Origin of the sequence: Buttiauxella brennerae ATCC 51605, from assembly GCF_001654925.1 — a bacterium.
GTDB lineage: Bacteria > Pseudomonadota > Gammaproteobacteria > Enterobacterales > Enterobacteriaceae > Buttiauxella > Buttiauxella brennerae.
This window is the reverse complement of the sequence record NZ_LXER01000036.1, coordinates 16,558-39,865: the sequence shown is the minus strand read 5'-3', so window position 1 is coordinate 39,865 and position 23,308 is coordinate 16,558. Positions and strand designations below refer to the sequence as shown.

General features: G+C 50.4%; 20 protein-coding genes and 4 tRNA genes. 6 read left to right on the top strand and 18 right to left on the bottom strand.

What is annotated here, in order from left to right; genetic code table 11:
• Window positions 1-2: 2 nt before the first annotated feature.
• Window positions 3-209, bottom strand: coding sequence for an LPS translocon maturation chaperone LptM (gene lptM, locus M975_RS19875; protein WP_064561617.1), 207 nt, complete (start codon window positions 207-209; stop codon window positions 3-5).
• A gap of 125 nt (window positions 210-334) precedes the next feature.
• On the opposite strand from lptM, the gene cyaY reads away from it, so the two are divergent.
• Complete coding sequence (gene cyaY, locus M975_RS19870; RefSeq protein ID WP_064515189.1) at window positions 335-655, top strand: iron donor protein CyaY; 321 nt, start codon at window positions 335-337, stop codon at window positions 653-655.
• Here the strand turns inward: cyaY and cyaA are convergent.
• The gene (cyaA, locus tag M975_RS19865) at window positions 652-3,207 is read right to left on the bottom strand and encodes a class I adenylate cyclase (protein WP_064561615.1); all 2,556 of its coding nucleotides are present in this window, start codon (window positions 3,205-3,207) and stop codon (window positions 652-654) included. The genes cyaY and cyaA overlap by 4 nt on opposite strands.
• 281 nt (window positions 3,208-3,488) lie before the next feature.
• Here cyaA and hemC point away from each other — a divergent pair, with 281 nt between their 5' ends.
• Genes hemC through hemY form a run of 4 tightly spaced genes read left to right on the top strand, consistent with a single transcriptional unit; the run spans window position 3,489 to window position 7,576 of the window.
• Window positions 3,489-4,430: a hydroxymethylbilane synthase gene (gene hemC, locus M975_RS19860; protein ID WP_064561613.1), complete on the top strand. Its 942-nt coding sequence runs from the start codon at window positions 3,489-3,491 to the stop codon at window positions 4,428-4,430.
• Window positions 4,427-5,167 carry a uroporphyrinogen-III synthase gene (gene hemD, locus M975_RS19855; RefSeq protein WP_064561611.1) on the top strand — a complete coding sequence of 247 codons (741 nt, stop codon included), beginning with the start codon at window positions 4,427-4,429 and terminating at the stop codon, window positions 5,165-5,167. The genes hemC and hemD overlap by 4 nt, the downstream gene beginning before the upstream one ends.
• Window positions 5,168-5,195: 28 nt before the next feature.
• Window positions 5,196-6,377: a uroporphyrinogen-III C-methyltransferase gene (hemX, locus tag M975_RS19850; protein ID WP_064561609.1), complete on the top strand. Its 1,182-nt coding sequence runs from the start codon at window positions 5,196-5,198 to the stop codon at window positions 6,375-6,377.
• A gap of 2 nt (window positions 6,378-6,379) precedes the next feature.
• Entirely contained in the window at window positions 6,380-7,576 is a 1,197-nt protein-coding gene (gene hemY, locus M975_RS19845) for a protoheme IX biogenesis protein HemY (RefSeq protein ID WP_064561607.1), read from the top strand.
• Between the two features lie 628 nt (window positions 7,577-8,204).
• Here hemY and M975_RS19840 read toward each other — a convergent pair.
• The 16 genes from M975_RS19840 to trxA form a co-directional block, all read right to left on the bottom strand.
• A tRNA-Pro gene (locus tag M975_RS19840) sits at window positions 8,205-8,281 on the bottom strand.
• Between the two features lie 37 nt (window positions 8,282-8,318).
• Window positions 8,319-8,405 (bottom strand) — tRNA-Leu (locus M975_RS19835).
• 17 nt (window positions 8,406-8,422) lie between these two features.
• A tRNA-His gene (locus M975_RS19830) sits at window positions 8,423-8,498 on the bottom strand.
• A gap of 72 nt (window positions 8,499-8,570) precedes the next feature.
• Window positions 8,571-8,647, bottom strand: a tRNA-Arg gene (locus M975_RS19825).
• Between the two features lie 157 nt (window positions 8,648-8,804).
• The gene (gene wecG, locus M975_RS19820; protein WP_064561605.1) at window positions 8,805-9,545 is read right to left on the bottom strand and encodes a lipopolysaccharide N-acetylmannosaminouronosyltransferase; all 741 of its coding nucleotides are present in this window, start codon (window positions 9,543-9,545) and stop codon (window positions 8,805-8,807) included.
• Window positions 9,542-10,918: an ECA oligosaccharide polymerase gene (gene wzyE / locus M975_RS19815; protein WP_064561603.1), complete on the bottom strand. Its 1,377-nt coding sequence runs from the start codon at window positions 10,916-10,918 to the stop codon at window positions 9,542-9,544. Before wzyE ends, wecG begins: the two co-directional genes overlap by 4 nt.
• Window positions 10,915-11,994: a TDP-N-acetylfucosamine:lipid II N-acetylfucosaminyltransferase gene (locus M975_RS19810; RefSeq protein WP_064561601.1), complete on the bottom strand. Its 1,080-nt coding sequence runs from the start codon at window positions 11,992-11,994 to the stop codon at window positions 10,915-10,917. Before M975_RS19810 ends, wzyE begins: the two co-directional genes overlap by 4 nt.
• On the bottom strand, window positions 11,991-13,241 hold the full coding sequence (gene wzxE, locus M975_RS19805) for a lipid III flippase WzxE (protein ID WP_064561600.1): 1,251 nt from the start codon (window positions 13,239-13,241) through the stop codon (window positions 11,991-11,993). The genes M975_RS19810 and wzxE overlap by 4 nt, the downstream gene beginning before the upstream one ends.
• 1 nt (window position 13,242) lies before the next feature.
• Entirely contained in the window at window positions 13,243-14,373 is a 1,131-nt protein-coding gene (rffA, locus tag M975_RS19800) for a dTDP-4-amino-4,6-dideoxygalactose transaminase (protein WP_064561599.1), read from the bottom strand.
• 4 nt (window positions 14,374-14,377) lie between these two features.
• Window positions 14,378-15,052: a dTDP-4-amino-4,6-dideoxy-D-galactose acyltransferase gene (gene rffC, locus M975_RS19795; RefSeq protein ID WP_064561659.1), complete on the bottom strand. Its 675-nt coding sequence runs from the start codon at window positions 15,050-15,052 to the stop codon at window positions 14,378-14,380.
• Window positions 15,053-15,092: 40 nt separating this feature from the next.
• Window positions 15,093-16,355: a UDP-N-acetyl-D-mannosamine dehydrogenase gene (wecC, locus tag M975_RS19790; RefSeq protein ID WP_064561598.1), complete on the bottom strand. Its 1,263-nt coding sequence runs from the start codon at window positions 16,353-16,355 to the stop codon at window positions 15,093-15,095.
• A complete protein-coding gene (gene wecB, locus M975_RS19785; RefSeq protein ID WP_064561597.1) occupies window positions 16,352-17,485 on the bottom strand; it encodes a non-hydrolyzing UDP-N-acetylglucosamine 2-epimerase in 1,134 nt (377 codons plus the stop codon). The genes wecC and wecB overlap by 4 nt, the downstream gene beginning before the upstream one ends.
• A gap of 62 nt (window positions 17,486-17,547) precedes the next feature.
• A complete protein-coding gene (gene wzzE, locus M975_RS19780) occupies window positions 17,548-18,597 on the bottom strand; it encodes an ECA polysaccharide chain length modulation protein (RefSeq protein ID WP_064561596.1) in 1,050 nt (349 codons plus the stop codon).
• Window positions 18,598-18,620: 23 nt separating this feature from the next.
• Entirely contained in the window at window positions 18,621-19,709 is a 1,089-nt protein-coding gene (gene wecA, locus M975_RS19775) for a UDP-N-acetylglucosamine--undecaprenyl-phosphate N-acetylglucosaminephosphotransferase (RefSeq protein ID WP_064561595.1), read from the bottom strand.
• Between the two features lie 260 nt (window positions 19,710-19,969).
• On the bottom strand, window positions 19,970-21,229 hold the full coding sequence (gene rho / locus M975_RS19770; protein WP_064561593.1) for a transcription termination factor Rho: 1,260 nt from the start codon (window positions 21,227-21,229) through the stop codon (window positions 19,970-19,972).
• Window positions 21,230-21,587: 358 nt separating this feature from the next.
• Window positions 21,588-21,917, bottom strand: coding sequence for a thioredoxin TrxA (gene trxA / locus M975_RS19765; RefSeq protein ID WP_064561591.1), 330 nt, complete (start codon window positions 21,915-21,917; stop codon window positions 21,588-21,590).
• 118 nt (window positions 21,918-22,035) lie between these two features.
• Here trxA and rhlB point away from each other — a divergent pair, with 118 nt between their 5' ends.
• Window positions 22,036-23,307: an ATP-dependent RNA helicase RhlB gene (rhlB, locus tag M975_RS19760; RefSeq protein ID WP_034461719.1), complete on the top strand. Its 1,272-nt coding sequence runs from the start codon at window positions 22,036-22,038 to the stop codon at window positions 23,305-23,307.
• Window position 23,308 lies beyond the last annotated feature (1 nt).

Genomic DNA, 23,308 nt, shown 5'->3' with positions numbered 1-23,308 from the left:
TGCTAGTAGACAACCTGAGTCGGTGCGTTATCAGTACCACGATTATTACGATCAGGCGTGGTTGATTGCGGCTGTTTCGCAGGGGTTACCTGGGACGCAGGTTTGGTTTTACCGTCAGCAGGAGGGAAATACAGAGGCCCTTTAAGGCCGCAACCAGAAAGGCTAAAAAGTGCCAGCATGAGAGCTAATGGGCAGAAAATTTTCTTCATTATTGAGATGCCTGTAATCCAATATTCTGCCTTCTATCATCGCAGGTGATCCCCGAAAAGCAATACTCTTTTCTATCCACGACTATTGGTATACTGCTCTTAAGACGAACAATTAGGAAAAAGACATGAACGACAGTGAATTTCATCGCTTAGCTGACGGCCTGTGGTCAACAATCGAAGAACGCCTGGATGACTGGGATGGTGATAGCGATATTGACTGCGAAATTAATGGTGGCGTACTGACCCTTAGTTTTGAGAACCGCAGCAAGATTATTATCAATCGCCAGGAGCCTCTCCATCAGGTATGGCTGGCCACCAAAAGTGGCGGTTACCATTTTAACCTGAAAGACGACAAGTGGGTTTGCGACCGCAGCGGTGCCGAGTTCTGGGCATTACTGGAAGAAGCCTGCACGCAGCAAGCGGGTGAACCGGTTAGCTTTAGCTAGCTGTTGCTGTACTGCTGAAGCAGCGGTGTTGAACTATCGTCATGGTTAGCCGATGTCGCTGCTGTAATAGTCTGGGTGCGGAACGGAATCACCTGCGAGCGCCCATCGACTTTCACAATCTGGTAGAACTGCGGCAAGTTGAAGTTGATGAAACTTGAGCCGTAGGTGAAACGGTCGTGCGAAGACGAGTAGAAACGGCTGACATCACGCACTAAATCTTCTTTGCTGCCTTCGCAGTGGTGGTACACCTCTGCGCGGTTAGTCTCATCAAGAATATAGATATTGAAACCGTGGTCTTCACTCGCTTCTTCAAAGAAGAACTGAATGATCCCTTCACTGGCAAAACCATCTACCACTGGCGGCAACTGAACCTGCTGGTTAGTTTCAACCTGCACCGACAAACCATGCAGTTTGTTATGCGAAATCGCCCCGTAGAACTCAACCGCATTCTCCAGTTTTTGCACTGAAACGCTCAGGCGTTCGAAGAACAGCCCCCACGTCTGGCCAGAAATTCGCAGCGCTTTAAAGCGACCAGGTTCCTGACGCGTGCTCGACAAGCGGAAGTCGATACATTCAGAAACCAGTTGCTGAACGCGCGTGCGGATAAGCCCACGCAGATGCTGGCTGTAACAGAACACTTCCACGCTATCAGGCGGTGCGGCATCCTGGTGCATTTTGCCCAGAATGGTTTTCAGCGCCTCAATCATCGATTGTTCGCCGTTGAAATGTAGGGTACGCACTTCATTCCAGGAGTTGCGATAAAGCAGATCAACGCTTCCCACCAGACACTGCTGTTGCTGCCCGAAACTGAATACATCCAGCTTACGGAAATCGAAATGAACGACCTGATTGCGGAATGCAGCAGTCGGGTCATATTCAAGGTTAACGATGATAGCCAGATGGCGAATTTCACATGGGCTATACAACGCTTTCGCGGTTGGCGCAGGCAAACGCAGCGGGAAGTGGTGCGAAACGTCAGCCACCATCTCCTGCAATTTTGGCAAATCACAAATCCCGTTGCCCTTAATAAACAGGCGGGTGCGCGAGGTCAGCAGGCCGTTGAAGTAGGCCCATGCCACCAGCTTATTAAGATAACGGTTATATTCCAGCGGTTGATGGCTGACAATAGATTCCATGTTTGGCGCACGGTTGTAGAGATACCAGCCTGAACGGTTGGCACGGCCCGGCGGCACATGAATGAAGGTCAGATTGGGTTCTGATAAATCAGGGGAAATCTGCGGGTTAACCAGTGTGACTTTACCCGGCAGTGCTTCAAATGCGGCATACAATTTACGGGTCAACACACCGATATCTTGCGGGCTTGCACTGACACTCAGGTTGTTGCGGCGAGCGAAGCGAATCAGGTTGCGATAGCTTTGCATCATCGCATCAAGGAGTTCGTTGTGCGCGTCGCGAACCTGGTCGATTTTCCAGTTAGCTCGGTTATCAAGCATCGCCAGACGTGGCTCGTCCCAGCCCCAGTCTTTGACCAGCTGGCTTAAGACTTCACGACGCCAGCCTACGCAAGCACGCTCACGGGAAAGTTTTTCGCACACTTTGAGATAGAAGCAGCGGCGCACTAAATCCAGGCGCGCAGTGTCTTCGATTTGCGTGAGATAGTGCGTCACACGCTCGAGCATCATGCAGTACGGATCAAGCCCAAAAGAGACTATCTCGCCATCATGCAAGCGCTGCTTAATGTCTTTTGCCAGTAAACGGGTATTCGGGTATTCCCAGGAATAGGCTTCCAGCAGCAGCGTTTTCAGCACAGCTTTATAAGGCGAATCGATACTCTTATAGAGCTGCCATAGGCTGGCGCCAAAATACTCTTCTGCCGACAGGGTACTTAAACCACCGAGATCCAGCCATTCGTTTGGCGTGAGCACACCCTGCGAGTAGAGGCTCATCACGTAATCGTCGTAATGATCTTCTTCGTCACCCGGCACCATACTCCACAGAATACGTTTACCGGCCAGGCGCACTGCGGTGCGGTAGAATTCGTCGAGCAACAAGATGTGTTGTGTTGAACCACAGTCTTCGCCACCCAGACTGCCACTTTCGTTGTGACGGAAGCGGTTTTCGTCAATCAGGAAGAAGCTGACTTCAACACCTAAAGAGGCGGCCCAGCTTTCCAGCACGCTACATTTACGTTGCAGCAACTGGCGCTCGTCATTATCGAGCCATGACTGGTGACAAACCCAAATATCCAGATCGGATGAACAACTCTGCCCAACGGACGATGTGCTGCCCATGGTATAGAGGCCCGTGATAGGCAATTCACCGGATTCTGTTTTCTGCGGCGGCATGCCGCGCATCAATTCGAGTTCGTTAAGGTAGTGGCGTTGGGTTTCATCAGGCGTGTAGATGCAAATGCCATGTGGAACGTTACCCTCAAGGTAACCTGGCATCAGCGGGTGATGATAATGTAACAATGTTGGCAGAAGACTGTAGACCTGTTGAAAAGCAGGGCCCATTGCAGCAAGTGCGCGATCTACACGCAGTTGGTTGATGGCATCCAGTCTCTGTTTAAGAGTCTCAATATAGAGGTACAAGACATATCGCCTGATGGTTTCAGTATTACGAAAAAACCCGTTTCCCGGTTGTTGCCTCTATTATAAACGACAAGGCAAAGAATTGCTGGAAACGTGATCAATTTAACACCTTGCTGGTTGACCGTAAAGAAAGATGCGCTACTCGCCAACTTCCGCTACGCCTACCAGCTTTATCTTCCATAATACGAAACATGTCCTTCTTTTCCGCAAAACCGTTGAAACTGACAGCCTTCCGTGAAGAGTGGTAGGATGGTCAGGGACGATAAATACGGTAACAAGCAATGTTAGACAATGTATTAAGAATTGCCACTCGTCAAAGTCCATTAGCACTTTGGCAAGCACATTATGTCAAACAACGCCTGGAGGCGTGCCATCCCCAGCTCACGGTTGAACTGGTGCCGATGGTTACGCGTGGCGACATCATTCTTGATACACCGCTGGCGAAAGTCGGTGGCAAGGGATTGTTTGTCAAAGAGTTAGAACTTGCACTTCTCGAAGGGCGGGCGGATATCGCAGTCCATTCAATGAAAGATGTGCCAGTAGAATTTCCTGAAGGCTTAGGGTTGGTGACAATTTGCGAACGTGATGATCCGCGTGACGCATTTGTTTCCAATCATTTCGCCGGTCTTGATGATTTGCCCGCAGGCAGCGTAGTAGGCACTTCGAGCCTCCGCCGTCAGTGTCAGATTGCTGAGCGCCGCCCGGACCTGGTCATTCGCTCATTGCGCGGTAACGTTGGCACCCGGTTGGGTAAACTCGACAATGGTGATTACGACGCGATTATTCTGGCGGTAGCCGGACTTAATCGCCTTGGTTTGCAATCACGCATTCGCTACGCATTACCGGCAGAAATCTCTCTGCCCGCGGTAGGCCAGGGCGCGGTGGGAATCGAATGTCGTCTTGATGACGAACACACTCAAGCATTGCTCGCGTCACTTAATCATGAAGAGACTGCGATTCGAGTCCGTGCTGAACGCGCCATGAACATGCGTCTTGAAGGCGGATGCCAGGTGCCGATTGGCAGTTATGCCGAGCTTAATAATGGTGAGTTATGGCTGCGCGCATTAGTGGGCGCACCTGATGGTTCGGTTCTGGTTCGTGGTGAACGCCGCGGCAACCCGCAAGATGCCGAAGAAATGGGCATATCCCTTGCGGAAGAACTTCTCGATAAAGGGGCGCGCGAAATTCTGGCCGCTGTTTATGACGGAGATGCTCCGGCATGACAATACTGGTCACCCGCCCTTCCCCCGCTGGGGACGAATTAGTGAGCAGACTGCGCGCTCTGGGGCAGGTGGCGTATAGCTTCCCACTGATCGAGTTTTCCCCAGGCCGGCAATTGGACAAGCTGCCGGGCATGCTGGCAAGCCTGAACGAAGGCGACTTGGTGTTCGTGTTATCGCAGCACGTCATACATTATACCCATCCACACTTAAGCCAAAACCGCATCACCTGGCCTGCCAATCTTTCCTGGTTTGCCATTGGGCGTACGACTGCATTAGCGTTTCACACTGTCAGCCATTTGCCGATTCGTTATCCACAAGATCGGGAAACGACTGAAGTCTTGCTACAATTACCTGAATTACAAAATGTTGCCGGAAAACGGGCGCTTATTTTGCGTGGGAACGGTGGGCGTGAACTGTTAGCTGAAACACTGACGGAACGCGGTGCAGAAGTCACATTCTGCGAATGCTACCAAAGAAGTGCCAGGATTTATGACGGAGCGGAAGAAGCCTTTCGTTGGCGCGAACGTGGTGTTTCAACGCTGGTCGTGACAAGCGGTGAAATGCTCCAACAACTTTATGCGCTCATTCCGGAATGGTATCGCAAAAACTGGTTACTACACTGCCGACTGTTAGTTGTCAGTGAGCGTCTGGCGATCCTTGCCCGGGATTTGGGCTGGCAGGATATTCGGGTCGCCGATAACGCAGACAATGATGCGCTGCTTCGCGCATTACAATAAACCTAAAATATTATAATGGGACGCCACAATGACGGAACAACATAATACCTCCGCCATGGTTGAAGAAACCAAACCGGCGGTGGAAAGCACGCCACTTCCAGAACAACCACCGCAAAAAAATCGTAGTGGGATTGCCGGAATTGCGCTGGGTGCTATCGCCATTGCTATTGCACTTGCGTTAGGTGGCGGTCTTTACAGTTATGGTAAGCATCAGGCAGCGGCGCAAAATGCCAACACTGATGCCCTGGCAACGCAGCTCACCGCCTTACAAAAGCAACAAGAACAGCAGCAATCTTCTCTGGAAACGACCATTAAGCAGCAAGCAACTGCACTTCAGGAGTCAGATCGCCAGCAGGCAAACCTGGCTCGCGAGCTTGATGAAGTGCAGCAAAAAGTCGCCACGATTTCCGGCAGCGATGCAAAAACCTGGTTGTTAGCACAATCCGACTTCCTGGTGAAACTGGCCGGGCGGAAATTGTGGAGCGATCAGGATGTCACCACAGCGGCTGCACTGTTGAAAAGTGCCGATGCCAGCCTTGCGGATATGAATGACCCGAGCTTACTCGCGGTACGCCGTGCGCTGACAGACGATATTTCCGCACTATCGGCAATTACTCAGGTCGACTACGACGGGATTATCCTCAAACTTAATCAGCTTTCTAATCAAGTCGATAACCTGCGTCTGGCGGATAACAATTCTGACGATACACCAATGGACTCCGACGGTAACGAATTGTCCGGCACGGTGACTGAATGGCGTCAAAACCTGGCTAAAAGCTGGCATAGCTTTATGGATAGTTTCATTACTATCCGCCGTCGTGATGAAACTGCCGTTCCGCTTCTGGCACCAAACCAGGATGTTTACCTGCGTGAAAATATCCGCTCGCGTTTGTTAGTTGCGGCACAAGCGGTGCCTCGCCACCAGGACGAAACCTATAAGCAGTCGCTGGAGAATGTTTCCACATGGGTTCGTGCTTATTACGACACCAACGACAGCGTGACAAAATCCTTCCTTGATGAGCTGGATTCTCTCAGCCAGCAAAGCATCAACATGGATGTGCCGCAGACGCTGGAAAGCCAGCCTCTACTGGAAAAGCTGATGCAGACCCGGGTGCGTAATTTGCTTGCCCAGCCTGCCGCGAGCGCAACTGCTCCTGCCGAACAACCTGCCGCGCCTGAACAAGCGCCTGCGCCAACTCAAGGAGAATAAGCATGATTAAAGTCTTATTGCTCTTTCTGTTGTTGATCGCCGGGATCGTGCTTGGGCCAATGCTTGCCGGGCATCAGGGCTATGTGTTGATCCAGACCGATAATTACAACGTGGAAACCAGCGTCACTGGCCTGGTGATCATTTTGATCCTGACCATGGTCGTGTTGTTTGCCATCGAATGGGTTCTGCGCCGCGTATTCCGTACTGGCGCTCGTACTCGTGGCTGGTTTGTCGGGCGCAAAAGCAGCCGTGCGCGTAAGCAAACCAAAGCGGCATTGCTGAAACTTGCTGAAGGTGATTATCAGCAAGTTGAGAAGCTGATGCTGAAAAATGCCGATCATGCCGAACAGCCAGTCGTAAACTATTTACTGGCAGCAGAAGCCGCACAACAGCGTGGCGATGAAATTCGTGCCAATCAGCATCTGGAACGCGCAGCCGAACTGGCAGATAACGACCAACTGCCGGTTGAGATTACCCGTGTGCGTCTGCAATTGACTCGCAATGAAAACCACGCGGCACGTCATGGCGTAGATAAGCTGCTGGAGATTTCTCCGCGCCACCCGGAAGTACTGCGTCTTGCGGAAATGGCCTATGTGCGCACCGGAGCATGGGGATCGCTACTCGATATTTTGCCCGCCATGGACAAAGCCCAGATTGGCGATGAAGCCCACCGCCTGGCACTTCAACAGCAGGCCTGGATTGGCTTGATGGATCAAGCAATGGCGGAACAAGGTAACGATGGGCTGAAAACCTGGTGGAAGAACCAAAGTCGTAAGACTCGTCATGAAACCGTGCTACAGGTTGCGATGGCGGAGCATCTTATTGAATGCGACGATCATGATGCCGCTCAGGAAATCATTCTTGATGGCCTGAAACGCCAGTATGACGAACGCTTGATATTACTGATGCCGCGCCTGAAATCAGGAAACCCGGAACAGCTGGAGAAAGCTCTCCGTCAGCAGATTAAGACGCAAGGCGATCGCCCGTTGCTCTACAGCACGCTGGGCCAGTTGCTGATGAAACATGGCGAATGGCAACAAGCGTGTGAGGCTTTCCGCGAGGCTATCAAACAGCGCCCTGATGCTTTTGATTATGCATGGCTGGCAGATTGCCTGGACAAACTACATAACCCGGAAGAAGCGGCTCTGATGCGCCGTGATGGTTTGTTACTCACCCTGCAAAACAATCCTAATTCGTAATACCCCAGGGCGATGACATTCGCCCTTTTCCCCTCCCCCGAGACAAAAAAAAACACCTGCCAATCGGCAGGTGTCAAAACAGGTCTTTAAGACAACTAAGTGGTGCTTCACTCAACGTTATGTCCATGGTGTTGGATGAGGTCTGAAAGACGACATCTGTCGGTGGACGATAAGCACCGTAATCGGCTCTGCGTCATTCCTGGGTTTATGAAGCCTGAGCAAACATAAGAAGTGGAATGAGCATCTACAGATATATTATTGCACGATGCATGCCAGGTTTGAATTCATAAATACCATCAACCTGGAATCATTTTATATTCATGATGTTATCTCAGAAGACATGCACACCACGTTGGCTATTCCAGTCCCTGCAAAACCCGACAAGAGCGTCTCCTTTTAGAGACACTTAAACCGGGAATTATCGTTATTCATTTATATCAATAAGTTAAGAGTCACCAAACGGCGACAATAAATATCGTGATGTCGTGATTTAGAGACTGGGGATTGGGATTCGGGGTTGTGCGATGCGGATTTTCCAGGCGAGCCAGGCACAGCACCATCCTTTCCTACAACCCCATAAACTACAGACGTAAAAAAGCCCAACCTTGCGGTTGGGCTTTCTTGAAATTGGTCGGCGAGAGAGGATTCGAACCTCCGACCCACTGGTCCCAAACCAGTTGCGCTACCAAGCTGCGCTACTCGCCGAAATACTGCATTCACATCTTACTGCTTAACTTAGAGATGGTGCGAAGAGAGGGACTTGAACCCTCACGTCCGTAAGAACACTAACACCTGAAGCTAGCGCGTCTACCAATTCCGCCACCTTCGCAATATCACTAAATTAAATGGGGTGGCTAATGGGACTCGAACCCACGACAACTGGAATCACAATCCAGGGCTCTACCAACTGAGCTATAGCCACCACTGTAAATCTTTTCGCGCGGACTATCTTCTTGCGAAGAGTACCGCCGCAGCTCCAGCGCCATTCAACTAATGGTGCGCCCGACAGGATTCGAACCTGAGACCTCTGCCTCCGGAGGGCAGCGCTCTATCCAGCTGAGCTACGGGCGCATAGCGCCGTTGCGGGGTCGGATATTACGGCCTTCATGCTCACCTGTCTAGTGCTTATTTAAATAAAATGCGCATTTGGTTATGCTTTGCACATTCTGATGATTATCCAGCCAAATTAAGCCCTGAAACTCACTTTACCGCTGCAGTTAGTGACGTTTTACAATCGCCCGGTGTAGTGCCAGGCCAGATAACGCAGCAACTTTATTTGGCGTGTAATGCGGCTCGGTTGCGACAATAAGCGATATAACCACTCAAGACCCAGGTTTTGCCATACCTTTGGTGCGCGTTTCACGTGCCCAGTAAAGACATCGTACGTCCCGCCCACGCCCATATACAGCGCATCAGGGTAAACCTTGCGGCAATCGCGCATAAACAGCTCCTGACGCGGTGAACCCATTGCTACCGTGACAATTGCCGCACCGCTTTCACCAATACGCTCAAACAACGCATGCTGCTGCTCAGACTTGAAGTATCCATCCTGGCTGCCAACAATATTGACGTTCCACTGCTTTCGCAGTTTGGCTTCGGTCTGTGCCAGTATTTCGGGTTTCCCACCAATCAGGAAAACAGGTGTACCCTCTTTACCTGCACGTTCCATCAGGGCTTCCCAGAGATCAGCGCCAGGAACTCGCGACACAACCGCACCAGGAAACTTTTTCCGAATCGAACGCACCACGCTAATGCCATCGGCATATTTGTATTCCGCATTCTCAATGAGCGTGCGAACTTCCTGGTCGCGTTCTGCCGTCAGGATTTTCTCGGCATTAATCGCCACCAGCGTGCCGCTACGCAGCGAACCCTCGGCATAGAGGTAATCCAGAGCATGCTGCATATCGCGCCAACCAAGGAGGCTCAGACCGCGAATAGCATAGGATGGGGCGGTAGTGAGTGGAGTCATGATATTCCTTGTGACGTGTTTTGAGTGGCTGGCACAACACGCGGCGATGGCCGTAAGCGTTGATGTACCAACCCTGCACTATCAAATAACCAATAAAGTAGTTTCGCAAACAGCAAGCAGGCGCCAAACACCACAATGAAAAACACCACGCGGGACACAAACGAATCCAGTCCCTCACGCGCCAGCACAATCATGTTAAAGATCGCCCCAAAACAGAAGCTATGCAAAATGGCGGCTTTATATTTGTTGGTTTCCCGATTGCCGAGGTCGTATAACCAGTCGAACCATTTAATGATTAGCCCAACCACAACCGCGCCGAGCGGAATAAACCACACGCCACCCATCACCACCAGCGATCCGATTAAGGTCGGTGAAATCGCCAGCCCGGAATGATTGTTGAGGATTTCCCAGGTAAAGTAGTTCGCACTGTTAAGCACGATGCCCGGTCGCGTTGGCCATAACCAGGTTGGAATAAAGACATAAAAATCACGCACAATGGGCGCCAGGCCCTGGAACTCGATTTTGTCGTAATTTTGTAGCAGCAACCCAAGATTTTCCCACGGGGAGAAGGTATCGCGCGTCAGGTAGAGGAAGGTATAAAACGCCTCTTCGCCATTGACATTCAGCCCGTAGCGTTTCAACGCCAGCCAGAACATACCTACGATGCCAAACACACCCGCCACCGCCAGCATCCACAGTGAAATCCAGCCGCGGATAATGCCGATGAACAAGAAGATGGCGAAGGCGATAATAATGTTGGCGCGAGTCCCCCCCACAATCATGTAGGTCAGCAAACCAAACGCAATGGTACTGACCAGGAAAAACATCCAGGCGCGGCCATCTTGCTTAAGGAAATAGACCACCAGCATCGCGGGAATGAAGAAGTAGAAGAAGCGTTTTAACGCAACGCCTGATACTTCGCTGGAGAAAATCTGGCTGTAAGAGTGCAGCTTAAACAGCAAAAAGCCGTTATGCATAAAGAAGATGCTGACGCTCACCAGTGCTACAACCGCCAGCATTACCCACGTCAAATGCGTTTCAACACGGTTCATGGTGAAGAGTGGCCGCCGGACCGCTGACTCTCGCTTCTCACGCAGCCGCGTTTTATAGGCAACGTAATAAATGCCATAGAAACACGCAGCAGCGAGCTGTGCTTGCAATAACACATCTGCAGGAACCACCGAGACTCCGAAGCGGAACACCAGGGTACAGGTAAACGGGAAGCCAAAGAAAAATGTCAGCAGATAAAGCAGTGAGAAGAACACGTTAAAATTGAAACGTACCCGACGAAATTCCTGGTACGTTAAGGTTCCAATGAACATCACTGATAAGAACCAGACCACAAACAAACCGCCAAATTGCAGCATACTCATGCGGTTTCTCCTGATGCAATATCCAGCGCGCGTTTCCAGCCATCAATGTAATTTGGGCTAAAGAAAGCGATCTGTTGCTTATCCAGTAAGCGTAGTTGACGCTGCGCTTCGCGAACGATCTGCTCGTTTAGCGTATCGCCGGCAAAAAGCACCGGGATATGCTGTTCAGTCATATCCTGCCAGAACGGATTTTTCCGGCTCAACACGCAAGGAATACCCGCCTGAATCAGCAAGCACAGCGTGCCGATCCCCTGCTGACGGTCAAAAATGAAATAGCCGAGATCACACTGGCGTAAAAGCGCGAGGTAATCATCGAAGTCTATTTTCTCCGTCAGGATTTGCAGGTTATCTTTACTGAATAGCGCACTACCCGCCTGCTGCACTTCATTGATATACGCGTCGTTGTTAGCTGGATACCCCATTGGCACCACCACTCGAACCCGATCACCAAACTGATCATGAATCGCTTTTAGCGCAGCAATGTGTTGATTACTGTTGTCACCGGAGTTGCCCACCAGCAGCGTCAGTTTGCCAGCCGTTTTCTCCTCACAGACCATGCTATTGAGCGCAGGGTCCATTCTCGTTGGGAAATAAATCAGCTCCCCAGGCACGCGTGGGTGGCGTTCGTGGAAGTAGCTCAAGTCGCCACGCGTGGCAAAGACTTTCCCCACTCGCCCCTGCGCAATGCGGCGCAGCAGGTAAAACGCGCGAAACTTGAGGCTGTTAGACGCTTCATAAAGGTCAGCGCCCCAGATATGCCAGTTCATCTGGCGAGGCTTCAAACCACCCGTCAGCAACGCAATCCACAACGCGCTATTAAACTGCCCATGGAAGAAAAAGTTTTGCTGCCGGTTGGCTCGTGCTTTTTCCACAACGGCTTTCGCCAGCGCTTTTTTGGTTAGATAGCGTGTAATAGTGAGCGCGGGGAAAGCGGACAACAATGAGTCGTCCTTTGAAACCACCATAAACTGGCGGGCGTGAGGATTTGCGGCCGCCAGCGCGTCATTGAAGAAGCGCAGCACCGTTTGGTTATGATGCGGGATATCCGATCCCAAAACGTGAATCAGTGTCGTCATGCTCGTCTACGATAAATGAGAAAAACGCTGCAACAGAGCGTGAAATAAATGATGTACGTTGCCATATAAGCCTGCGCGGCTCCCAAAGCGCCGTGAGCAGGTATAAGCCAATGTGAAAAACCGGTCAACAAAGCGAACTGGCTAATTTCAGTCAAAATATAGAAGCGTAGCGACGCCTTTGCTATCACCAGATAGCCAAACACGTATGAGCCCACTTTCAGTACATCCCCAACCAACTGCCAGGCGAAAAGATCGCGCATCGCTATAAATTTATGCGAGAAAAGCAGCCAGATGGCAAAGTCACGTAACAGCCAGACGGTAAAACTCGCCAGAGCAACCGCAGGCAACACGAACTTCAGGGAACGAACAATTTCACGGCTGATATCGTGTTTGTTGGTTAGGCGCGAAAGCGTTGGCAGCAGATAAACGCTAAACGAGGCGGTAATAAATTGCAGGTAAGCATCTGAAATACTGCTCACACCCTGCCATATCCCCACGTCATCCCAGCTGTAATGGGCCGCCAGAAGGTTTCGCATCATCACGTAAGCCACCGGTAATGTCACCGAGGTGATTAACGCCATGATGGTAAATTTGCCAAGGCTGCTGGCGTAGACTTTATCCCACTGCGGTTTCAGATAGCTTAACGGCACGTGTTCGCGGCGAACCAGCATGATGCCCGCTGGAATGAGTACCAGCGCAGGCACTAATGCCAACCCTAACAACGCACCTTGATAGCCGCCGAGGCGATAACAAAGGTAATAGGCAATCACGCCAATAATACTGCCGCCAATCAGCGCCAGTGCATTACCGGCCGCATCACGGAACCCTTTCATGATAGCCAGCGATAAGTTCGCCCAGGCGATGCCCATTTGTACCAGCGCGACCAGACGCACTAAATCCTGGTAATCTTCATGCCCAAATAACCCAAGGCTGATGGGTTTTGCCGCGACGACAAAGATGATGGCTAAAAGGGTAGAGAAGCCCAGAACCATCGCCGAGGATGTGCCGATGACTTTGCGGAGTTGTTCAGGTTGATCGTGATACTGCGCGACGTATTTTGTCACGCCGTTGAAAATCCCCGCTCCAGCGAGCACACCTAATACGGTGACCATCTGGCGGAAGTTCCCTGCCTGCCCGACCCCACTCGGCCCATATGCGACCGCAAGCAACTTCACCACCAGTAAACCGGCAGCAATTTTTACCAGTGTGGACCCTGCGGTCCACACTGAGGCTTTTGCGAGTGACATATCAGGAGAAGAAGCTTAACAGCGTATTGATAACTGTTCGCTGGTTTGCCGGAGACAAGTTATAGAACAGTGGCAAGCGCAACAGGCGTTCGCTCTCTTGAGTGGTGAAACGATCTTCGCCGTGGAAATAGCCAAACTTTTCCCCTGCCGGGCAAGCATGCAATGGGATGTAGTGGAAAACCGCCAGAATCTCGGCTTCTTTCAGGTACGCGATCAGCGCGCTGCGGTCTTCGATATCACGCAATTTGATATAAAACATATGCGCATTCTGCACACAGTCTTTTGGAACCGATGGCAGTTCAATACGCCCGGCCTTCGCCAACGGAGCCAGCGCATCGTGATAGGTATGCCACAGCTTCAGACGCTGCTGGTTAATCTTTTCTGCCGCTTCCAGTTGCGCCCAAAGATAAGCGGCCTGGAGGTCAGCCATCAGATAGCTCGAACCAATATCACGCCAGGTGTATTTGTCCACCTGACCGCGGAAGAACTGGCTACGATTGGTGCCTTTCTCGCGAATGATTTCCGCACGTTCGATAAGCGATGCGTCGTTAATCAGTGTTGCACCGCCTTCACCACCCGCGGTGTAGTTTTTGGTTTCATGGAAGCTGAAGCAACCGATGTGGCCAATGGTCCCTAATGCGCGACCTTTGTAGGTCGACATCACACCCTGCGCGGCATCTTCTACCACAAACAGATTATGCTTGTTCGCAATCGCCATGATGGTGTCCATTTCACAGGCAACACCTGCGTAATGAACCGGAACAATCGCCCGCGTTTTCTCGGTGATGGCGGCTTCAATCAGCTTCTCGTCGATATTCATCGTGTCCGGGCGAATATCAACAAAGACAACTTTTGCACCACGCAGAACAAAGGCATTCGCTGTCGAAACAAAAGTATAGCTTGGCATGATCACTTCATCGCCAGGCTGAATATTTAGCAGCAGCGCCGCCATTTCCAACGATGCGGTACAGGACGGTGTTAACAGGACTTTCTTGCTGCCAAAACGGTGCTCCATCCACTGTTGGCAACGACGCGTGAAGCCGCCGTCACCACAGAGTTTGCCGCTGCCCATTGCAGCCTGCATGTATTCGATTTCCGTGCCTACAACTGGCGGAGCATTAAATGGAATCATTTTTTCACCTGTATAACCAGAAGGCGGTGCTTTCTATAGTGGCACCGCTTTGAATATAACGTCGCAAAGCTGCGGTATTGCTGATTTGTGTTGCCACGCGGAGTATTTGTAGCCCACGCAGTTGACACCAAAAACGCGCGGCGTCCATGAGCTGAGCACCAACGCCTCGTCCCGCCAGTAAGCCAATCCGCGCTTCACGTTCATTAAGTTGGCGCATGCTCACAAAGCCTTGTATCACCCCTGCGTCTTTTAACAACAGACACTCGTGATCAAAACTACCTAGCACCGCATTCTCAACCCATTGGGCGTAAAAACGGCCACTGTCGCCAGGTTGATACCAGGGGGTTCGAAACCGGCTTTGTGTAAAAATTTTAGCGGCTAAATCCCGTAAAACAGGGATATCCACACTTGTTGCCAACTGTACAGAAGGTGCAGCATTTTGCATGCCAACTGTCATCGCAAGATCGACTTCCCCTTCAACCAACTTAAAGCCGAACAGCTGTAAGCCATCGAGCAAGGCGGTTTGTTGGGTGGGGATTTTCGCCTGAATGCGGGAGTAAGGATCGAGATGTTGCTCGGCCAGCAAGGGAGCGCCGTCGTCGAAACGCAGGATTCCACTGTTCACGGCAAAGAATTGATTCTCCCAGTTAAGAGATTCAATTCTTGCGTGAACAGGAATAGAGCAAATTGTCATCGGCTTCACCAACCCCGGGTAGAACCTAGCGCCAGACCCCTTTGGTATCCACAATCCAGCTTTGTTGGACTTGTGAACCTGGAATGGCTTTGAAGGCATGGTGGTCAACCAACATTACCAATACATCAGCCTGTTGAAGAGCGTCATCGATGGTGGCTAACTCACAGCTGCCGACCAGTTTTTTCGGCAACTGGTGAATGTTTGGCTCAACAGCCAACGTTTTGCCGCTATGCCAGGTGCTGAGAAGCTCAGCGATTTCCATGGCAGGGCTTTCACGCAGGTCGTCAATATTGGGTTTAAACGCAAGGCCAAAGCAAGCAATCGTAATGTCACTGGCACGTTTGCCGGTTTCTGCGAGGCAATCGGCAACAGCAGCCTTCACCTGGTTAACGACCCAGTGCGGTTTGCCATCGTTAACTTCGCGCGCCGTACGAATCAGCTGTGCCTGTTCAGGGTTTTGAGCAACGATGAACCACGGATCAACAGCGATACAATGCCCACCCACGCCCGGTCCTGGCTGCAAGATATTGACGCGCGGGTGGCGATTAGCCAGACGAATCAATTCCCAGACGTTGATCTCTTGATCGGCACAAATCAGGGATAGCTCATTTGCGAAGGCAATATTCACATCGCGGAAGCTATTTTCCGTCAGCTTGCACATTTCAGCGGTGCGGGAGTTGGTCACCACACATTCGCCTTCAAGGAAAATTTTGTAGAGTTCGCTGGCACGCGCCGAGCAAACTGGCGTCATACCACCAATGACACGATCGTTTTTGATAAGCTCAACCATCACCTGGCCCGGCAGTACGCGTTCCGGGCAGTAGGCGACATTAATATCTGCCGCTTCACCAGCCTGCTGTGGGAATGTCAGGTCAGGACGAAGCTCTGCTAACCAACCCGCCATTTGCTCGGTAGAACCGACTGGCGAGGTGGACTCAAGAATCACCATCGCACCTTTCTTAAGTACCGGAGCGATGGATTCCGCCGCTGCTTTGACAAAAACCATGTCGGGTTGGTGATCGCCTTTGAAGGGCGTTGGTACTGCAATTAAATAAGCATCTGCTTCAACCGGTTGGGTGCTAGCGCGCAAGAACCCGCCTTCCACTGCCGCTTTAACCACCTTATCCAGATCTGGCTCAACAATGTGAATCGCACCACGATTAATGGTGTCTACCGCATGCTGGTTGATATCAATACCGACGACATTTTGCTGTTTAGACGCAAATGCTGCCGCGGTTGGCAATCCGATATAACCCAGACCAATCACAGAGATGGTTGCAAAACTCATTGTTGTGTCACCTGATTTTTCTTCAATGCAGCCAAAATTTGCTCACAAGCCTTCCCGCCACCATAAGGGTTATGGGCACGACTCATGACTTGATATTCATCTTCGTCTTTCAACAGACGAGTCACCTGGCGAACAATTTCTTGTGTATCCGTACCGACCAGACGAACGGTTCCTGCATCAACCGCTTCCGGGCGCTCTGTCGTATCACGCATCACCAGCACAGGTTTACCCAGTGATGGAGCTTCTTCCTGGATGCCACCAGAGTCGGTAAGAATCAGGTATGCATGATTCATCAAATAGACAAACGGTAAGTATTCTTGCGGGTCTATCAGCACCACATTTTTGACATCCCCCAGAATGCGCGTCACAGGTTCGCTGACATTCGGGTTCAGGTGCACAGGATAAACAATCTGGACATCACTGTTTTCTTTGGCAATCTGCGCCAGTGCATGGCAAATGCGCTCAAAGCCATTACCAAAACTTTCACGGCGGTGCCCCGTAACCAGGATCAGTTTCTTACTGCTGTCCAGGAATGGATGACATTCGGCCAGAGAACGACGCAAGCTGTCATCAGCAAATACACGGTCACGGACAGAAATCAGCGCATCAATCACGGTGTTGCCGGTGACGAATATTTTATTGTCGCTGATATTTTCGCGTAATAAGTTTTGTCGGGAGTTTTCTGTCGGCGCAAAGTGATACATCGCCAGATGACCGGTGAGGGTTCTGTTTGCTTCTTCAGGCCACGGAGAATAGAGATCCCCGGTACGCAAACCCGCTTCAACATGGCCGACAGGTATACGTTGATAAAATGCCGCAAGGCTTGTGGCAACTGTGGTCGTAGTATCACCGTGAACCAGCACAACATCAGGTTTAAAGGACTCAAGTATCGGCTTTAACCCCTCGAGGATGCGGCAGGTAATTTCCGTCAGTCCTTGCCCCGGTTTCATGATGTTTAAATCATAATCCGGCTCGATGGAAAATAAATTCAGCACCTGGTCCAACATCTCACGATGCTGTGCTGTCACGCATACTTTGGCGTCAAAAAACGCGTCTTTTGCCAATGCGTCAACCAGAGGAGCCATTTTAATAGCCTCCGGGCGCGTGCCAAATACAGTTAACACTTTCACGGTAATTCTCTTTTGTTAAAAAAGGTGAAGGCCGTCCATCGAGCCTTCACCGGGTAAGGGCGTTACAAAAATTTTGGACGGCGGGCTAATGCCACACCCGCACCAATCAGGGCCCCAACCATACCCCACATGATCAGCAAGAATACCCGGCGCGGACTATCACGCTTCACAGGCTCTTCAGGGGTACGTAAATATCGGTAGGTCTGGAAGCGAGCGTCAAGCGTTGGCCCGACATTCAGCGTCGACAACATGGCGCGATTCTGGTCGTAGTCGATGTCATAGTTTGGCCCTACGGCTTGCAGGCTTTCAAGGCGCGCTTGCAGCATAGGACGACCTAACATAAACATTTCAGAATCTGGCAACTCGTCGGCAGGAACTTCAGTTTCACTCTTAGCAATATTTTGCTGTTGAGCAATTTTCAGCGCTTGTTCAATGCTGTGCAATTTGCGGGAGAAGATAGCTTGTGCAACCGCTTCCTGACGTTTTACTTGCGCTTTCATCTGGATAGTTCGGGCCGCCCATGCGCCACTCAGCTCTTCATTGAGGTGACTTGCTGCGCGCTGGCTGGCAAAAGCAACGTACTGGCGCAGGAGGTTATTCGCATCTGCCGCCGTTTCTGCTATCAATTTCACGCTATCGCTGGTGTTACGCGTCACGTCGCCTGCGGTAAACTGAATATTATCAACCAGCTCATCTAACAGTGCGGCATCAACCTTACTGTTGCCGACCTGGCGTTGTTTGTAATAGTCAGTCTGTAGCCAAAAATCACGACGCGTGTCATAAGCAGACAGCTGCATGACGAATTCTTTGTAAGCTTCATCCATCACCGAAGGTTGATCCACCGGCTGCATATTGGCTTTGAAATCAAGGTTACGCAGGAACTGCTGCTGCGAATAATAGCCCCCCAACATGTTGACTGTCGGGCGATCGGTTATCGCGTTAGCACTCCACTCCTGCTTCGCAAAAAAGGTGTAGACCAGTGCGACGGCAGCAAACAAAACTGCCATCCCAATAATCCAGAACTTTCCTCGCCACAGTGTCCGGAACAAACCACGAATGTCCAACTCGTTGTCTACCATTCCCGGGTTATTTCCTGGCACGTTTTGTTTCATCACTTCCCCAATTACATTCAGAATTAAGAAATGCTGCTGTTGCGACGCTGACGGCGCTTATGGCGTCTTATAAAACGAGCCACTTTCCAGGCGCGTTTAATGCAATAATCATAGAGGACAAATGCAAGCAAGAATAATGCCAACATTACCCACTCAGGAATGAAATGTATGTATTCAGCTGCCACACCAATTGATGCGAGCAATGCCGCTGCTGTGGTAATGAGCACAAACGCCTGACGGGAAGTAAACCCGGCGCGCATGATCAAATGATGAATATGCTGACGGTCTGGGGAGAAAGGACTCATACCTTTGCGTAACCGGCGGTACATGATGGCAATCATGTCCATCAACGGAATAGCAATAATCCACAGTGCTGTGACGGGGCTAATAGGGTGAGTTTGACCTTGCGTAGTTTCCAGCAATACCCAGATAACAGTGAAACCAATCAGAGTACTTCCCGCATCCCCCATGAACACTTTATAGCGACGGCCAAGTATGCCGAGGTTTAAAAGGATATAAGGCAGGATGGCGGCAATCATTGCAAAACACCACATCGCCAGGCTCAGTTGCCCATCGAAATAGAGGATGATCCCCATTGCTGCGAAAGAGACACAGGAAAGCCCACCTAGCAGGCCATCAATACCATCAACCATATTGAAAGCATTGATTGCGGCCCAAACTGCAAACAGTGTTAAAAAATAACCAAATGGGCCGAGCACCATTTCCCAGGAACCAAAAATATACCCAAGGCTAAGCAGGTATAATTTCCCGACGAACATCATCACAATGCCGATAAGAGCCTGAATCGACGCCCTGATTTTTACACTGATATCAAAACGATCGTCCAGTGCACCGACAAACACCAGCACACCTGCACAGGACAAATAAAGCCATGCATGAGGGATATAATAATTGGCAATCAGGAAGGTAAAGCAGATCCCGGCATAAACAGAGATGCCTCCGACCAAAGGAATAAGCCCCTGGTGGCGTTTACGGAAGTTTGGCTTATCAACCAGGCCGATTCTTTTCGCTACCTTGCGCGCAAAAAAAAGAAAAACCGTCGTGAATATAAAAATACAAACCAGGTCAGTTCCAGCGGTGATTAAATTCACAATGCAAGCTCTCTGCAAAATAAAGGTCAGGGTAAACTGATTCGAAGTCTACGCCGTCCAATGGTTATATACATCTTATCCTTGAACAGACTGATTATTATTTAAACAGCGCAGTCCTCGCGCTGTGACTAATAACATCATAGCGTCATGGCATCCCTTACCGCGGTTAGTGTTTAACCGTGATAGTTGAATCTATATCGTATATACCAGTAAAGAAAAACGCCACGACTATGCGTGGCGTTCCCCGAGTTTTTTGTTGCTTACGAGCGCTTCATCATATCGAAGAAGTCTTCGTTGGTTTTCGTCATCGCTAACTTGTTGATGAGGAATTCCATTGCATCAATCTCACCCATTGGGTGGATGATTTTACGCAGGATCCACATTTTCTGCAGTTCTTCCTGGGTAGTAAGCAACTCTTCTTTACGTGTACCTGAACGGTTGTAGTCAATAGCAGGGAACACACGCTTCTCAGCGATTTTACGCGCCAGATGCAGTTCCATGTTGCCGGTACCTTTAAATTCTTCGTAGATAACTTCATCCATTTTAGAACCGGTATCAACCAGAGCCGTTGCGATGATAGTCAGGCTACCACCCTCTTCCACGTTACGTGCAGCACCGAAGAAGCGTTTCGGACGATGCAATGCGTTAGCATCCACACCACCTGTCAACACTTTACCGGATGCCGGTACAACGGTGTTGTAGGCACGCGCCAGACGAGTGATGGAGTCGAGCAGAATGATAACGTCTTTTTTATGCTCAACCAGACGCTTCGCCTTCTCGATAACCATTTCGGCAACCTGGACGTGTCGGGATGCAGGCTCATCAAAGGTTGAAGCAACAACTTCACCTTTAACCAGACGCTGCATCTCGGTCACTTCTTCCGGACGTTCGTCGATAAGAAGAACCATCAACACACAATCTGGGTGGTTGTAAGCAATGCTGGTTGCGATATTTTGCAGCAGCATAGTTTTACCCGCTTTCGGCGGAGCCACAATCAGGCCACGCTGGCCGCGACCGATTGGCGATGCCAGATCCAGTACACGTGCAGTTAAGTCTTCGGTAGAACCGTTACCACGTTCCATGCGTAAACGAGAGTTAGCATGCAGCGGGGTTAAGTTTTCAAACAGGATTTTGCTACGCGCGTTTTCCGGTTTGTCATAGTTGACTTCGTTAACTTTCAACAGTGCAAAGTAACGCTCACCTTCTTTCGGCGGGCGAATCTTACCGGAGATGGTATCCCCTGTGCGGAGGTTGAAACGGCGGATTTGGCTGGGAGAAACGTAGATATCATCAGGACCGGCGAGGTAGGAGCTGTCTGCAGAGCGGAGGAAACCAAATCCATCCTGCAATATCTCCAGTACACCGTCACCAAAGATATCTTCACCACTCTTAGCATGTTGCTTCAGGATGGAGAAAATAATGTCCTGCTTGCGCATACGGGCTTGGTTTTCCAGCCCCATATTTTCGCCGAGAGTAATCAGCTCAGAAACCGGCGTATTCTTTAATTCGGTAAGATTCATAATGGTGGGTTCTTAAACTCGGGGTAAATCTCGAACATGTATCGTGAATGGTATGGCAGGATCATCCATGCCTGTTTAATGGCCACCACCACATGTCTTATCGCTGCCTGGTCATAGGAAAAACGCAGAACTGAAACGACACGACGGAATGGGTGATACGCCCGAAATCGATTATGCGACCGTATGTTCACTGTAAAACAGCGTCTTAGTGAAGGGAAACTGGAAGCATTGGGTATTACAAAGATTCAAACTACAAGACAAGTTCTAAATGCAGTAAAAGTAACTTAGCATGACTGACGCCGGGCGTCCAGCAGCTCACAAAAAATTGCGAACTACGCACGCACCGGCTGAGATTCCATTATGCCAGATTAGCGTCGAGGAACTCTTTTAACTGGCCTTTGGACAGCGCGCCAACTTTGGTCGCAGCCACTTCACCGTTCTTGAACAGCAACAGAGTTGGGATACCACGGATACCATATTTTGGTGCAGTGCCCGGGTTCTGATCGATATTCAGTTTAGCAATGGTCAGATTGCCCTGATATTCATCAGCGATTTCATCAAGAATCGGGGCGATCATCTTGCATGGACCACACCACTCTGCCCAGAAATCAACCAGGATCAGCCCATCAGCTTTTAGCACGTCCGTGTCGAAACTGTCGTCAGTCAGGTGAATAATTTTATCGCTCATGTTCTACTCCGCAGGATTATGTCTACCTTGTTGGTGTAGCATTAACCAACTTAAGGTTGACTTTATTTCACCGGATACGCTTTCGTAAAGCAATAGTTAGCTGATATTCTACCACACTATGAGCAAAACACATTTGACCGAACAGAAGTTTTCCGACTTCGCACTGCACCCTAAGGTGATTGAAGCCCTTGAAAATAAAGGGTTCCATAACTGCACCCCTATTCAGGCACTGGCACTACCGCTGACACTGGCGAATCGTGACGTTGCAGGGCAGGCGCAAACCGGTACTGGCAAAACGATGGCGTTTTTAACGTCAACGTTCCATTATTTACTCTCTCACCCGGTTCCAGAGAATCGCCAGGTGAACCAGCCGCGTGCCTTAATTATGGCGCCGACTCGTGAACTGGCAGTCCAAATTCACTCTGATGCAGAGCCACTAGCACAATCGACCGGCCTTAAACTCGGCCTTGCGTACGGTGGCGACGGCTACGATAAACAGCTTAAAGTGCTGGAAAGCGGTGTTGATATTCTTATCGGCACAACTGGTCGTTTGATTGATTATGCCAAGCAAAACCACATTAACTTAGGCGCAATTCAGGTTGTGGTGCTGGATGAAGCCGATCGCATGTACGATCTGGGCTTTATTAAAGATATTCGCTGGTTGTTCCGCCGTATGCCGCCAGTCACTCAACGCCTGAACATGCTGTTCTCCGCCACACTTTCTTACCGTGTGCGTGAACTGGCATTCGAGCAAATGAACAATGCGGAATACGTGGAAGTCGAGCCGGAGCAAAAAACCGGTCACCGTATTCAGGAAGAGCTGTTCTACCCTTCTAACGAAGAGAAAATGCGTTTGCTGCAGACTCTCATCGAAGAAGAGTGGCCAGATCGCGCCATCATCTTTGCCAACACGAAACACCGTTGTGAAGATATCTGGGGTCACCTTGCAGCCGATGGGCACCGTGTTGGTTTGCTAACCGGCGATGTTGCTCAGAAAAAACGTCTGCGCATCCTTGAAGAATTCACCCGTGGCGATCTGGATATTCTGGTTGCAACCGATGTTGCCGCTCGCGGTCTGCATATCCCGTTAGTGACACACGTTTTCAACTACGATCTCCCGGATGACTGTGAAGATTACGTTCACCGTATTGGCCGTACCGGCCGTGCTGGCGAAAGTGGTCATTCCATTAGTCTTGCGTGTGAAGACTATGCGTTGAACCTGTCTGCAATTGAAACTTATATTGGTCACTCAATTCCGGTCAGCAAGTACAAAACTGAAGCACTGTTAAGCGAACTTCCTCCACCGAAGCGTCTGACTCGAGCCCGTCCGGGTAACGGTCCTCGTCGTAATGGTGGCGCTCCCCGTGGTAATCGCCGTCGCACAGGTTAAA

Bases quoted from the DNA above. Each gene is read 5' to 3' on its own strand.
- lptM (WP_064561617.1), bottom strand. From the start codon at position 209: ATGAAGAAAATTTTCTGCCCATTAGCTCTCATGCTGGCACTTTTTAGC.
- cyaY (WP_064515189.1), top strand. From the start codon at position 335: ATGAACGACAGTGAATTTCATCGCTTAGCTGACGGCCTGTGGTCAACA.
- hemC (WP_064561613.1), top strand. From the start codon at position 3,489: ATGTTAGACAATGTATTAAGAATTGCCACTCGTCAAAGTCCATTAGCA.
- hemD (WP_064561611.1), top strand. From the start codon at position 4,427: ATGACAATACTGGTCACCCGCCCTTCCCCCGCTGGGGACGAATTAGTG.
- hemX (WP_064561609.1), top strand. From the start codon at position 5,196: ATGACGGAACAACATAATACCTCCGCCATGGTTGAAGAAACCAAACCG.
- hemY (WP_064561607.1), top strand. From the start codon at position 6,380: ATGATTAAAGTCTTATTGCTCTTTCTGTTGTTGATCGCCGGGATCGTG.
- wecG (WP_064561605.1), bottom strand. From the start codon at position 9,545: ATGACTCCACTCACTACCGCCCCATCCTATGCTATTCGCGGTCTGAGC.
- wzyE (WP_064561603.1), bottom strand. From the start codon at position 10,918: ATGAGTATGCTGCAATTTGGCGGTTTGTTTGTGGTCTGGTTCTTATCA.
- M975_RS19810 (WP_064561601.1), bottom strand. From the start codon at position 11,994: ATGACGACACTGATTCACGTTTTGGGATCGGATATCCCGCATCATAAC.
- wzxE (WP_064561600.1), bottom strand. From the start codon at position 13,241: ATGTCACTCGCAAAAGCCTCAGTGTGGACCGCAGGGTCCACACTGGTA.
- rffA (WP_064561599.1), bottom strand. From the start codon at position 14,373: ATGATTCCATTTAATGCTCCGCCAGTTGTAGGCACGGAAATCGAATAC.
- wecC (WP_064561598.1), bottom strand. From the start codon at position 16,355: ATGAGTTTTGCAACCATCTCTGTGATTGGTCTGGGTTATATCGGATTG.
- wzzE (WP_064561596.1), bottom strand. From the start codon at position 18,597: ATGAAACAAAACGTGCCAGGAAATAACCCGGGAATGGTAGACAACGAG.
- rho (WP_064561593.1), bottom strand. From the start codon at position 21,229: ATGAATCTTACCGAATTAAAGAATACGCCGGTTTCTGAGCTGATTACT.
- trxA (WP_064561591.1), bottom strand. From the start codon at position 21,917: ATGAGCGATAAAATTATTCACCTGACTGACGACAGTTTCGACACGGAC.
- rhlB (WP_034461719.1), top strand. From the start codon at position 22,036: ATGAGCAAAACACATTTGACCGAACAGAAGTTTTCCGACTTCGCACTG.